The organism is Bradyrhizobium sp. 1(2017) (genome assembly GCF_011602485.2).
Lineage (GTDB): Bacteria > Pseudomonadota > Alphaproteobacteria > Rhizobiales > Xanthobacteraceae > Bradyrhizobium.
Genome location: NZ_CP050022.2, coordinates 4,761,205 through 4,773,389 on the forward strand (window position 1 = coordinate 4,761,205; position 12,185 = coordinate 4,773,389).

At 64.0% G+C, this 12,185-nt stretch carries 11 protein-coding genes; 2 read left to right on the forward strand and 9 right to left on the reverse strand.

What is annotated here, in order from left to right; genetic code table 11:
* Positions 1-1,427: 1,427 nt before the first annotated feature.
* From gatB to HAP40_RS22585, 7 genes are all read right to left on the reverse strand, one after another.
* Positions 1,428-2,906, reverse strand: coding sequence for an Asp-tRNA(Asn)/Glu-tRNA(Gln) amidotransferase subunit GatB (gene gatB / locus HAP40_RS22555; RefSeq protein WP_166815651.1), 1,479 nt, complete (start codon positions 2,904-2,906; stop codon positions 1,428-1,430).
* Positions 2,903-3,205, reverse strand: a complete 303-nt coding sequence (locus tag HAP40_RS22560; protein WP_208024901.1) for a hypothetical protein — start codon at positions 3,203-3,205, stop codon at positions 2,903-2,905. The genes gatB and HAP40_RS22560 overlap by 4 nt, the downstream gene beginning before the upstream one ends.
* Complete coding sequence (gene gatA / locus HAP40_RS22565) at positions 3,196-4,671, reverse strand: Asp-tRNA(Asn)/Glu-tRNA(Gln) amidotransferase subunit GatA (RefSeq protein WP_166815649.1); 1,476 nt, start codon at positions 4,669-4,671, stop codon at positions 3,196-3,198. Before gatA ends, HAP40_RS22560 begins: the two co-directional genes overlap by 10 nt.
* On the reverse strand, positions 4,668-4,880 hold the full coding sequence (locus HAP40_RS22570) for a hypothetical protein (RefSeq protein ID WP_008548392.1): 213 nt from the start codon (positions 4,878-4,880) through the stop codon (positions 4,668-4,670). The genes gatA and HAP40_RS22570 overlap by 4 nt, the downstream gene beginning before the upstream one ends.
* A 21-nt stretch (positions 4,881-4,901) precedes the next feature.
* Positions 4,902-5,189 carry an Asp-tRNA(Asn)/Glu-tRNA(Gln) amidotransferase subunit GatC gene (gatC, locus tag HAP40_RS22575; protein WP_007611211.1) on the reverse strand — a complete coding sequence of 96 codons (288 nt, stop codon included), beginning with the start codon at positions 5,187-5,189 and terminating at the stop codon, positions 4,902-4,904.
* Positions 5,190-5,266: 77 nt separating this feature from the next.
* Entirely contained in the window at positions 5,267-6,343 is a 1,077-nt protein-coding gene (locus tag HAP40_RS22580; RefSeq protein WP_166815648.1) for an NAD(P)H-dependent flavin oxidoreductase, read from the reverse strand.
* 114 nt (positions 6,344-6,457) lie between these two features.
* Positions 6,458-7,501: an NAD(P)H-dependent flavin oxidoreductase gene (locus tag HAP40_RS22585; protein ID WP_166815647.1), complete on the reverse strand. Its 1,044-nt coding sequence runs from the start codon at positions 7,499-7,501 to the stop codon at positions 6,458-6,460.
* A 95-nt stretch (positions 7,502-7,596) separates the two neighbouring features.
* Here HAP40_RS22585 and HAP40_RS22590 point away from each other — a divergent pair, with 95 nt between their 5' ends.
* Positions 7,597-8,487, forward strand: a complete 891-nt coding sequence (locus HAP40_RS22590; RefSeq protein WP_166815646.1) for a LysR family transcriptional regulator — start codon at positions 7,597-7,599, stop codon at positions 8,485-8,487.
* Between the two features lie 380 nt (positions 8,488-8,867).
* Here HAP40_RS22590 and HAP40_RS22595 read toward each other — a convergent pair whose 3' ends face one another.
* Together HAP40_RS22595 and HAP40_RS22600 are read right to left on the reverse strand one after the other, a co-directional pair.
* Complete coding sequence (locus HAP40_RS22595; RefSeq protein WP_166815645.1) at positions 8,868-11,081, reverse strand: DNA/RNA non-specific endonuclease; 2,214 nt, start codon at positions 11,079-11,081, stop codon at positions 8,868-8,870.
* A gap of 352 nt (positions 11,082-11,433) precedes the next feature.
* Positions 11,434-11,646 carry a hypothetical protein gene (locus tag HAP40_RS22600; RefSeq protein WP_166815644.1) on the reverse strand — a complete coding sequence of 71 codons (213 nt, stop codon included), beginning with the start codon at positions 11,644-11,646 and terminating at the stop codon, positions 11,434-11,436.
* Between the two features lie 46 nt (positions 11,647-11,692).
* Here HAP40_RS22600 and ruvX point away from each other — a divergent pair, with 46 nt between their 5' ends.
* Positions 11,693-12,184, forward strand: coding sequence for a Holliday junction resolvase RuvX (gene ruvX, locus HAP40_RS22605; protein ID WP_166815643.1), 492 nt, complete (start codon positions 11,693-11,695; stop codon positions 12,182-12,184).
* The last annotated feature ends 1 nt before the right edge of the window (position 12,185 follow it).

A 12,185-nucleotide genomic window follows, 5' to 3' on the forward strand; every position in this document is an offset into this window, starting at 1 on the left:
CGCGGCTCCCGTCCAAATCGTGTTCAACTCATCCCCATGCCGTTTGCCGGCTTGTTGGAGGCGATGATGGCGGGCAAATTTGAATGGCAGTTTAAGTATCGCGATGAAGCAGACGTAAACGCGGGCGCTCGGCGCCGGGGCACCGAATGCAGAAAGTCGCTGATTTGCAGGCACTTCTGCGGTTCGTCAGATTCGGTTTACCCTGGGATTTCAGGACATCGATAACCATCGCGCGCAGTCGGATGCCCGGCCGTGGCGTTTCGCATGCCGCTCATCGTCGTCACCCGCGCAGGCGGGGCGGCCCGGTCTTTCAGAAACAGCAGCCATCCACGCCAGGCCATGACGTGTTGGATCGCGCCGCCGCCACGCGATGACACCGTGATGGAGATGCAGCGGGAAAGCAGCGTCAACAAACCGTCGCCCGCGTCTGCCCAATGACAGAAGCAGAGACGTCGGCGCGGCGACGTCACGGTCAGATCAGCAATGTGGGGGAAAGGAATGCCGGCAATACCCCGGCCTCAGGAGAACGAGGGCGTCGGCGAACACGTCAGGACCAGATTTCACACGGGCCCGAAGGCCGCTTGTGAAATTGCGGAGCCCCTTTCGGAGAGCCGCACCGAACGAAGAAAGCTTGTTTCTTCTGCCGGACCGCGAAGAGCGATCCGACCGTTGACCTGATGTCTCGCCGACACCCTCTATCGTCGACCAGAACCTCTAGGAGGCGCTGATGACGTGCCGGTTACTGGAGCCGGCAACTTCAGAAGCGAAGTTACTTCTTCTTCTTCGCGACCTTGCGGGTCTTCTTCGCAGTCTTCTTCACTGCGCTCTTCGCCTTCTTCGCCTTCTTCGCTTTCTTGGCCATGTTGCCCTCCGATGTGTGAGATGGCTTTAATCGCTGCGTGCACTCGGGGATCGAATGCACTTCATCCCGAATACACCAACACGAAGAAAAAAACAGCGTCTCGCTTAAAGAAGTGTTGACGACGCAACGCGCGTGCGCTTGGCGAGCGCGATGCAAGCGCACCAGATGAGGCATGCCCGCGATCGCGCAAGGTGAGCGCATCGTCGGTGTTTGCGAGCGATGCGATTGCAGAAAAACACTATGCAGCAAGTATTTTCCTGCACGCGCGCATCGCGGATGATCGACGTGCGTACCTGCATCGCAGATCGCGCGATCGCCGCGCAAAGGCGTTTCGCGGACTCTGAGTCGCGATTTTTGGCAACGAAAATATTTTCATGATTAACGGCCCGAGCGCTCGTCGGAGCAGCGCTAGCCGCCGTTTTGCACGAATCGCGTGGCGCCGATTCGGTCGCTGCGTCGGTGTCGATCAGGATGAAGTCTGCCGTTCGAGACTGCGCGCGAGCGTCGCACCGGAGCCAATGCGAGGTGACGATGCGTGCTCGTCACCCCGTTCGAACGCGTGAGATCAGACGCCGAGCTTGGACTTGAGCAGCTCGTTGACGCTCTGCGGGTTGGCCTTGCCGCCGGACGCCTTCATCACCTGGCCGACGAACCAGCCGAGCGACTGCGGCTTGTCCTTGACCTGCGCGGCCTTGTCGGGATTGGCCGCGATGATGTCGTCGACGACTTTTTCGATCGCCGAAAGGTCGGTGACCTGCTTCATGCCGCGGCTTTCCACCAGCGCGCGGGGATCGCCGCCCTCCTGCCAGACGATCTCGAACAGATCCTTGGCGATCTTGCCCGAGATCGTGCCCTCGCCGATCAGGTCGATGATCGCAGCGAGCTGCTCGGCGTTGACCGGAGAGCCCGTAATATCCCCGCCTTCCTTGTTGAGACGGCCGAACAGCTCGTTGATCACCCAGTTCGCCGCCACCTTGCCGTCGCGGGCGCGGTCGGCGAGCCTTTCGAGCACGGTCTCGTAGAACACCGCGCTCTCACGCTCGGCGACCAGCACGCTCGCGTCATAGGCCGACAGGCCGAAATCCGCGACGAAGCGCGTCTTCTTCTGGTCCGGCAATTCCGGGAGCTCAGCCTTCAATGCGTCGACGAAGCTTTGCGAGAACTCCAGCGGCAGCAGGTCCGGGTCGGGGAAGTAGCGGTAATCATGCGCCTCTTCCTTCGACCGCATCGACCGCGTCTCGCCCTTGTTGGGATCGTAGAGCCGCGTCTCCTGGTCGATCGCTCCGCCATCCTCGAGGATCTCGATCTGACGCCGGGCTTCGTACTCGATCGCCTGGCCGATGAAGTTGATCGAGTTCATGTTCTTGATCTCGCAGCGGGTGCCAAGCGGCGCGCCCGGCTTGCGCACCGAGACGTTGACGTCGGCGCGCAAGGATCCCTTCTCCATGTCGCCGTCGCAGGTGCCGAGATAGCGCAGGATCGAGCGCAGCTTGGTTACATAGGCCTTGGCCTGCTCGGCATCGCGGATGTCGGGTTTGGAGACGATCTCCATCAACGCCACGCCGGAGCGGTTGAGATCGACATTGGACATCGTCGGCGACCGGTCGTGCAGCAACTTGCCGGCGTCCTGTTCCAGATGCAGCCGCTCGATGCCGATGGCGACGCTGCGGCCGCCGTCGAGTTCGACCTGTACCTCGCCCTCGCCCACGACGGGCGACTTGTACTGACTGATCTGGTAGCCCTGCGGCAGATCCGGATAGAAATAGTTCTTGCGGTCGAACACCGAGCGCAGATTGATCTTCGCGTTGAGACCGAGCCCGGTCCTGACAGCCTGCCTGACGCACTCCTCGTTGATGACGGGCAGCATGCCCGGCATCGCGGCGTCCACCAGCGACACGTGGCTGTTCGGCTCGCCGCCGAACGCGGTCGATGCGCCGGAGAACAGCTTCGAGTTCGAGGTCACCTGGGCATGGATCTCCATGCCGATGACCATCTCCCAGTCACCGGTAGTGCCCTTGAGAAGCTTGTGCGTGGCCGTGCTCATGTCTTGCTCCCGAGCAGAGTGACAGCGATCCGCTCCCACTCCGCTTCCAATGAATCCTTAGCCGCTGCCTGGCCGGCCCGGCGGTACCAGTAGCCGGCATTACCGAGATCGCCTTCGACGCGGTGCAGATAGGCATGCACCCAGGCCGCCTCACGGCTACTCTCGTCCTGGACGATCTTGTGCGCGCGGTCCCAGTCGCCCTTCGCCGCCCACCAGAGGCCGGCGAGCGGCGCGTTCAGATCCGGCGCAGGCGCCGCGCCGTCGAGGCTCGCGATGAAATCAGCGGCATTCACCACCACCTCGCGGGCGTGAAGCGGCCGGCGGCCAGCTCGATCACCTCGCCGAGCGAGAACAGCGTCTCCTCGTCGAAGGGCCGTCCGATCAGCTGCAGGCCGAGCGGCAGGCCTTGCACATCCTTGCCGGCGGGCACGGCGATGCCCGGCAGCCCCGCCATGTTCACGGTCACCGTGAAGATGTCGTTGAGATACATCTCGACGGGATCGGCACCGCCCTTCTCACCGATGCCGAAGGCGGCCGAGGGCGTCGCCGGCGTGAGGATGGCATCCACGCCCTTGGCAAAGCAGTCCTCGAAATCCTTCTTGATCAGCGTGCGCACCTTCTGGGCGCGCAAATAGTATGCGTCGTAATAGCCGGCCGACAGCACATAGGTGCCGATCATGACGCGGCGCTTCACCTCGGCACCGAAGCCTTCGGCGCGGGTGTTCTCGTACTGCTCGATGATGTTCTTGGCCGACTCGCGCAGGCCGTAGCGGACACCATCATAGCGCGCGAGGTTGGAGGAGGCCTCCGCAGGCGCCACGATGTAATAAGCCGGCAGCGCGTATTTCGTGTGCGGCAGCGACACCTCGACGAGCTCGGCGCCGGCCGCCTTCAGCCAGGCCGCGCCCTCGCTCCAAAGCTTCTCGATCTCGGCCGGCATACCGTCGAGGCGGTACTCCTTGGGAATGCCGATCCTGATGCCCTTCACGGACTTGCCGATCGCGGCCTCGTAGTCAGGCACGGGCATGTCGACGGAAGTCGTGTCCTTTGGATCGTGCCCGGCCATCGAGCGCAGCAGCATCGCGGCATCGCGCACGCTGCGTGCGATCGGACCTGCCTGGTCGAGCGAGGAGGCAAAGGCGACGATGCCCCAGCGCGAGCAGCGGCCGTAGGTCGGCTTGATGCCGACGGTCGCGGTGAATGCCGCCGGCTGGCGGATCGAGCCGCCGGTATCGGTCGCGGTCGCGCCCATGCACAGCAGCGCGGCCACGGCCGAGGCCGAGCCGCCGGACGAGCCGCCCGGCACCAGCGTCGTGTTGCTTCCCTCGCGCCGCCAGGGATTGCCGACGGGGCCGAAGCACGAGGTCTCGTTCGCCGAGCCCATCGCGAATTCGTCATTGTTGAGCTTGCCGAGCATCACCGCGCCGTCCCGCCAGAGCTGCGAGGTGACGGTGGACTCGTAGGTCGGCACGAAATTGCCGAGGATTTTCGAGCACGCCGTGGTGCGCACGCCCTTGGTCGCGAACAAATCCTTGATGCCGAGCGGAATGCCGGCAAGCGGACCGCCCTCACCCTTGGCGATCTTCTCGTCGACGGCCTTCGCCATGGCGCGCGCCTGATCCGGCGTCTCCATCACGAAGGCATTGAGCACGCGCGCAGCTTCGATCGCGGAAAGATGCGCGTCGGTCAGCTCGAGGGACGTGAAAGTCTTGTCGGCGAGACCCTTGCGGGCCTCGGCGAGCGTCAGCGATGTCAAATCGGTCATTTATTGATCGGGCTGCAGAAGAACGGAGACAGGGTCTTGTCGTTGGCCGGGTCGTCTTTTTTGGCGGCCGCATTCGCGGCGGCCTCGAGCTCGTCGAGCACGGCATTGACGGCGACGTTGGGATCGGCAGCCTTGCCCTGCCGCTCCATCTTATCGAGGTAGTTCATGTAGGCCTGATAGGCCTTCTCATCGTCGCAAAGCAAACACATCGGACAGCGTCCTGAATTGAATTACTCGACCACCTTCGGCACCAAGAAGAAGTGTCCTTCGGTCGCGGGCGCGTTGGCAACGATATCGTCGGCGATCTCGCCGTCATTGACCACGTCTTGCCGCTTCTTCATCTGCATCGGGGTGACCGATGTCATCGGCTCCACGCCCTCGACGTTGACCTCCGAGAGCTGCTCGACGAAGGCGAGCATGGCGTTGAGCTCGCCCTGCAGATGCGGGACCTCGCCCTCGGAAACCGCAATACGCGCCAGATGCGCGATGCGGCGGACGGTAGCGGCGTCGACGGACATTATATAAGGCCTCTCACGGCAAAACCTATGTGCCGTATAGCAGAGGCCGGTTTTGCGCCGCAACCGGCGCTTCCCACCTATCCTGCGAGGGCCTTCAGGCGGTCCAGCGCCGATTTGGCGAGATCCCGGGTCAATTCGGCCGCAGAGACCTCGCGGCCGAGGGCCACGGCCTGGCCTGCCCAGAGATTGGTGAAATCCACCCTGCCCTGCTTTTCGGCAGCCGCCTTGAGCGGCCCCAGCGCGGTCGCGGCATGGGGAAAGGGCGGCGCGTCCGGCGAGACGGGGCCGGCCTCGCGCATCAGGCGGTTCTGCACCCCGCGCGCCGGACGGCCGGTCATGACATTGGTGATGACGGTGGAATCGTCCCGCGCCTCGGCGAGCACCTTGCGGCCGCCCGCGCTGACCTTGGACTCCGGACAGCGCAGATACGCGCTGCCGATCTGCACGCCGGCGGCGCCGAGCGCAAAGGCGGCTGCGATGCCACGCCCGTCGGCGATGCCACCGGCCGCGATCACCGGCACCTTCACGGCATCGACGACCTGCGGCACCAGGGCGAAAGTGCCGGGCTGTTCGGCGATCGTGTCGGTCAGGAACATGCCGCGATGGCCGCCCGCCTCCGCGCCCTGCGCAATCACCGCGTCGACGCCGTGCTGCTCGAGCCATTCCGCTTCCTTCACCGTGGTAGCCGACGAGATGACACGGCAGCCGGCTGCCTTGACCCGCTTGAGCAGCCCCGCGTCAGGCAGGCCGAAATGGAAGCTGACGACTTCCGGCTTCAGTTCCTCGACGACCTCGCAGAAGGCAGCGTCGAACGGTGCACGGTTGGCCGCGGCGATCGGCGCCGCCGGATCGAGACCATGCTCGCTGTAATAGCCGGTGAGCCGCTGCTTCCAGCGCGCCTCCGCCTCGGCCGTCAGCTCGACCGGCGTGTGGCAGAAGAAGTTGATGTTGACCGGCGCCTTCACGCGCTGGCGGATGAGACCGACCTGCTCGCGCGCCTTCTCCGCCGAGATCATCGCGCAGGGCAGCGAGCCCAGCGCTCCGCCTTGCGCCGCCGCAATCACCAGCTCGGCGTCCATCACACCGGCCATCGGCGCCAGCACGATCGGGAATTCGGTCTTGAAAAGGTCGATCAGTCGACGGTCAGGCCACATGGTTGTTCTCTTTCGCTCTTCCCCTCTCCCCTTGCGGGAGAGGGTGGCTCACCGCAATAGCGGCGAGACGGGTGAGGGGTTTGCATCTGCGGGAGCAGACCTCTCAGATTGGATTCATTCTCGGCGGATAGAACCCCTCATCCGGCGCTGCGCGCCACCTTCTCCCGCAAAGGGAGAAGGAAGAACACCTCCCGCCGAATTGCGTCTTCCTTCCAGCAACTGCTCCGCTTCAATCGCAATCCGCTCGACGATCTCGGCTGCGGATGGAATATCATGGATCAGTCCGACCGCCTCCCCTGCGATCACCGCCGCGACGTCGAAATTGCCGGCGGCCTTGGCCGCCGCATACTCGGCCGCGACTGCGGCGACATTCTGCATCAGCTCGACCTCACGCCCGATCCAGCGCCGGGCATGATCGTTGACCAGGCATCGCCCGGTGAACGGCGACGGCCAGACATTGTTGCGGGAGAGATCGAAGATGATGCCGCGCACGGTCGAGCCGCTGCTTGCCGCGCAGATGCGCCGCTTGGCTTCCTCCGCGCCATCGGCCTCCTGGCTCGCGTAGAAGCGCGTACCGAGCAGCACACCGCTCGCGCCCAGCATCATCATGGCGGCAAGCCCGCGTCCGTCGGCGATGCCTCCGGCCGCCACCACCGGCACGCGACCCGCGGCAAGGTCGACGATCGCAGGCAAGAGATCGATGGTGGTGCGCGAGGCGCCGTGCCCACCCGCCTCCGTTCCCTGCGCGATCAGGATGTCAGCGCCGGCATCGAGCGCCTGCCGTGCCATCGCTTCGTCCTGCGCCTGGCAGATCAGTTGTGCACCGGCTGACTTGATCCTTGGCGCGAACGGCGCGGGATCGCCGAACGACAACATGATCGCGGATGGCCTCGCGGCGAGCGCGATGTCGAGCAGCTCGGGTCGCTTGGCGAGGCTCCAGGTAATGAACCCGATCCCGAACGGTGCCGACGATCCGGCGAGCTTCGCAGTCTCCTGCTCCAGCCACGCCCTCTCGCCATAACCGCCGCCCAGAATGCCAAACCCTCCAGCGCCGCTCACGGCCGTCACCAGACGGCTGCCGGCGATGACATCCATCGGCGCCAGCAAAACAGGATGCCTGATCTCCAGCAGCCTCGTCAGCGACGTTGCAATGGGCATGACTCCTCCTCGATCTGGACAGCGAGGGTAAGCGCGAATATCATTCTCTAAAATTGAATTCTTGCGAACGCTGCCATCTCAAAAGAGAAACGGCCATGGAACTCAGCGATCTCCAGACCTTTGCTGCGGTCGCCCGCGCCGGCGGTATCACCCGTGCTGCCGAAGAGCTCAACACGGTGCAGTCGAACGTCACCCAGCGCGTGAAGGCGCTGGAGGCCGAGATCGGCACGGCGCTGTTCGAGCGGCACGCACGCGGCATGACGCTGACCGGCGCCGGCAAGCGGCTTCTCCCCTATGCGCAAAAGATGGCGGCGCTGTCGCGCGAGGCCTTGCTCGCCGCGCGTGACGATGGCGAACCGAAAGGACCGCTCGCGATCGGCTCGATGGAGACAACGGCGGCGGTGCGGTTGCCGCTGCTGCTGGCAGATTTCCATCGCCGCTTCCCCGCCGTGCGGCTTTCCCTGCGCACCGCGCCGACCGCCGACCTCGTCGCCGCCGTGCTCGACGGCACGCTCGACGGCGCCTTCGTCGCCGGGCCCATCGTGCATGCCGACCTCATCGCGACGAGCGCCTTCCGCGAGGAGCTGGTGCTGGTCAGCGCGCGGCGCTGGACTTCGCTGGCCGAGCTGCGCGCCGGCACGCCGGAGTCCGGCCCGACCGCGCTGGTGTTCCGCACCGGCTGCACCTACCGCCAGCGGCTCGAGCAGGTGTTCGTCGAATTCGGCTGGCCCTCAGCGGCGCGCTTCGAGCTCGGCACGCTCGACGGCATGATCGGCTGCGTCGCCGCGGACATGGGCGTGACGCTGCTGCCGCGCGCGGTCGTGGAATGCAGCGCGATGATCGGCAGTGTCTCCATCCACACGTTGAGCGCCTCGCATGCGCGCGTCGAGACGCTCTTCATCCAACGCAGCGCCGGACATCGGACCAGCGCGCTCTCCGGCTTTGCCGCGTGCCTGAAGCAGGACGAGGACGTCATCGCAGCCTGACGCGACGTTTCCTTCCACCACGCGAAATTCAATTGTTGCAAATCTGTCGTACTTGAATCAATCACCGTTGCCCTGCGCTCAGCCGCCGCAGCGCAGTGCAGTGCAGTGCATTTGAAACATTTTGAAGCACCCGATTCTTTCCCGTTAGGATGCGTCACTGCCAGCGCGAAACCATAACGAAGCCAAACATCGGCAAGACATTGGGAGGACTATTGATCGCGATTGCGGCGTGCAGGCGATGATCAACCCGATCGCGATCCGCTGAGGCCCGAAACGGGCTCTGGAAGAAAGCCGGGTGAGGTCTTGCAGTGCATCTGTGGAGCGCACTGCTGCCCTCACCCGAACAGCGTGTCGGTTTTGCGCCGCGGCGAACCGAAGCGCTATTTGAGCCGAATGTCCTCATAGGACTCGATCCGGCGCGGACCGATCGAGGTCGCCTCATGCGAATCCGCATCGGCGAGATTGCCGAAATCGAGCTTGGTCAATTTGGTCAGGTCGGCGATCGCGACCTGGAAGACGCTGACGTCCTCCTCGGACATACGCTCGAGCATTTCCGCCTCCTGGATGCGGTCGATCTCCATGACCAGCTTGCGCTGGCTCATGAGGAATGCCGTCGCCTTGAGAACGTCGTCATCCTTGTCGCGCCGGATCAGTATCTTCCAGAAGTATTTCGGAATCTGAACGCCGCCGAAGCTCGGATCCTTGTGCGGCCTGCCGGCCGGATTGGGCAGATCGGATCCGTCGGCGTCCGGCCCGTCGAACACCGGACCGTTCATCACGATGCCCTTCTCCTCGCCTTCGAGCAGGATATCTCGCGTGTAATCCTCCAGTCCTGCCCAGAGTTGCTTGCCCTGGTTGAACGAGAAGAATTGCGGCGAGCAATTGGTGAAATGGAAGGAATCGTCGCCGTGCTCCTTGGCCGCGGCGACGGTGTCGCCCCAGGTCGCATCGAGGCGGCGGACAAGATGGCCGCGGTCGAACGGATTCTTGCTGCGGTCGGCCTCGAACGTGGCCTGCTTGCGGTAGAACTCGTTGCCGATCTGGGCGTCGTCATCGATGCGCGGATCGCGCAACCAGGAATCGCCTTCGCGCTTGCCGACGTCCTGCTGCTGACCGCCGTCGATATTGACGCAGCTGAAGAAGGCCAGTCCGCGCTCCTTGTTCATGACGACACTATAGTTGAAATATTTCAGCTCGGACTGCTTGGAGCGCCCTTTCAGCATCGCGACGCGGGATTTGAGGGCAGCGGGTATCTTCGGCAGGGGGACTGAAAATTTGCCGGTGCCGAGGAAATTCGCCTTGTAGCCGGGCCGCGATTTCAGCGTGCTCTGATCGATATGCACGGCCTCCATGGGCAGGCCGTTCTTTGCGCTGATGCGGGGCAGCAGGCCGACCGGCGGAACGATCAAGGGCTTGCCGCCGTTCTCGACGTTGCCGTTCGGCGCTCCGCCATGGCCTCCGAGGCCCGGAATGGGCGACATCGGAATTTCCTTCCGGAGCATCGGCAATGGCACGCGGAGCGGGACCACCAGCGAGGTCCCGTCGACGGATTGCTCGAACCAGAGATTGGCTCCGAAGGGCGTTGGGACGACTGGCTGCGGCATCTTCTCGATCTCATGCCGGGTCGGCGGCTCTTCCTCGTCGAGCACCGGCTTGATCAGGGGATGCGAGCCGACCGAAATCTTGAGATCGGCGACGATCGCGCTGGTCCGGATGCCCTCGTTCGCGATCCAGTCGATCGAGGTTTCGTCCATCGAGGCGTCCCACACCTTGCCATCCTTGGTCAGGGTGCGGCCCCGCGCGTCCTTTCTCGGCACGCCGCTGTGGTGCAGCGCGGTCACCTGCCAGAAGCGGTTGAACACCGGCGAGCCCGACGAGCCGGCCGTGGTATCGGTATTGTACCAGACGAAGTCACCGACATATTTGAGCAGCTTGTTCTCACGGACGCAGACCTGTTTCATCTGCCCGCTGGGATGCTGGACGATGGTGAGATACTCGCCCGGGTCCGCCTTGCCGGGCGCGCCACTGAGTGGCAGCCATCCCCAGTCCTCCAGGTGCTCGCCGCCCGACAGCGAGGTCGGCGCCACCGCGACGATCGAGAAATCCAGCCTGTCATTGGCGTAGAAGAACTTGCCCGGTTCGAACCCGAATCTGACCGGCACGCGCTCTTGTCCCGAAATATCCAGCTCGTAGTTGAAATCGGCGATCGAGTTGGCTGCGTCGGACGGCTTGCCGAAGACATGATGGTTCGTAAGCATCAAGCCTGGTCCGATCATGAAGCCCGAGCCATAGCCGAGCAGATTCGACCTGAGGTCCCTGAGCTGGATGCGACAGACCGAGCGCGAGGCGGCCGTCCCCTTGGCGAGATAGTTGATGCTGTCGAGATCGTTGCCCTGGATGATCCGCTCGAGGCCGATCTCGGCCTTCTGCACGTCCCCTGTCTCGGCAAAGAGCTGGCGCTGGCGCAGGCGCTTCTTATCGACCGTCATCTCGATCGGGCCGTCGCCCAGCTTTTTGTTCAGGGCTTCCGGTGAAAACTCGGCTTGCTTGAATCGCCGTTCTGAACCCGCGATCAGGCTTGGCTTGATGAACATGATGACCTCTCGAAAATTCGGATGAATATCGACGTGTCGACGCTGAAAATCGCGCCAAGAAAACCAGCGCCGAGAAAAGTAGCGCCAAGGCTGCAGTGCGGTCCGATCGGCCGTTCACTGCCAATGATTGTTCAAAAAATTGGGGTCGGCGCCCCTACTACTTTAGCCAGATAAACTTAGCTCGCCACAACCGAAGCGTCAATCGATGCGGATGACCGCTCGCGCGACATCATGTCATGGGAAGCGGCTTCGCTTGTGTGAACTACATAACAAATGGTCGATGCTCTCGCATGCGAGCGTCGCGTTTTCGAAAGGCCTCGTTCAGGAGCGGACCGAAGGCGAGCTTTCCTCGCTACGCCTTGCGATGCCAGCGCCGCAGCGCCACCAATGCCCAGATCGCCTCGACCAGGCCGAACGGCCAAGCGCCCTGCAGGAAGCCGTAGGCCGAGCCGAGCGCGCAGGACGCCGCGAACAGCAGCACGAACCAATGGCTGCGGTCCTCCAGTGCATAGCAGACCAGCATCGCCGTCACGGCAAACAGGCCGAATAGTGTCAGTGCATCCATGTCCAGGGTTCACTCCGCAGCGCGCCGCGTGATATGCGCTAAAGCCATGCCGGCTCTTATCCTGCCTCTCGTCGATGCTGCAACCCACTGGCCCGCGCGCGGCGCGCTGGTCGGGCTCGACCTCGGCACGAAAACCATCGGTGTTGCCGTGTCCGATCCCGACCGGAGGCTGGCGACCGGCGTCGAGACGATCCAGCGCAAGGCATTCAAACAGGATGCCGCTCGCCTGCTCGCAATCGCGGCCGAGCGCAAGGCGGCCGGTTTCGTGCTGGGCCTGCCCATCAACATGGACGGCAGCGAGGGCCCGCGCGCGCAATCCACCCGCGCCTTCGCCCGCAACCTCGCCGGCCTGACCGTCCTCCCAATCGGCCTCTGGGACGAGCGCCTCTCGACCGCGGCGGTCGAGCGCGAGCTGATCGGCATGGACGTCAGCCGCGCCAAGCGTGCCGAGGTGATCGACGAGCACGCCGCGATCTTCATCCTGCAGGGCGCGCTCGACCGCCTCGCCAATCTCCGCGCCAGCCGGGGGATCGACTGAT

What these genes read in the sequence shown, in the direction of transcription:
- gatB (WP_166815651.1), bottom strand. Translation starts at nt 2,906, where the DNA reads ATGAGCACGGCCACGCACAAGCTTCTCAAGGGCACTACCGGTGACTGG.
- gatA (WP_166815649.1), bottom strand. Translation starts at nt 4,671, where the DNA reads ATGACCGATTTGACATCGCTGACGCTCGCCGAGGCCCGCAAGGGTCTC.
- HAP40_RS22570 (WP_008548392.1), bottom strand. Translation starts at nt 4,880, where the DNA reads ATGTGTTTGCTTTGCGACGATGAGAAGGCCTATCAGGCCTACATGAAC.
- gatC (WP_007611211.1), bottom strand. Translation starts at nt 5,189, where the DNA reads ATGTCCGTCGACGCCGCTACCGTCCGCCGCATCGCGCATCTGGCGCGT.
- HAP40_RS22580 (WP_166815648.1), bottom strand. Translation starts at nt 6,343, where the DNA reads ATGTGGCCTGACCGTCGACTGATCGACCTTTTCAAGACCGAATTCCCG.
- HAP40_RS22585 (WP_166815647.1), bottom strand. Translation starts at nt 7,501, where the DNA reads ATGCCCATTGCAACGTCGCTGACGAGGCTGCTGGAGATCAGGCATCCT.
- HAP40_RS22590 (WP_166815646.1), top strand. Translation starts at nt 7,597, where the DNA reads ATGGAACTCAGCGATCTCCAGACCTTTGCTGCGGTCGCCCGCGCCGGC.
- HAP40_RS22595 (WP_166815645.1), bottom strand. Translation starts at nt 11,081, where the DNA reads ATGTTCATCAAGCCAAGCCTGATCGCGGGTTCAGAACGGCGATTCAAG.
- HAP40_RS22600 (WP_166815644.1), bottom strand. Translation starts at nt 11,646, where the DNA reads ATGGATGCACTGACACTATTCGGCCTGTTTGCCGTGACGGCGATGCTG.
- ruvX (WP_166815643.1), top strand. Translation starts at nt 11,693, where the DNA reads ATGCCGGCTCTTATCCTGCCTCTCGTCGATGCTGCAACCCACTGGCCC.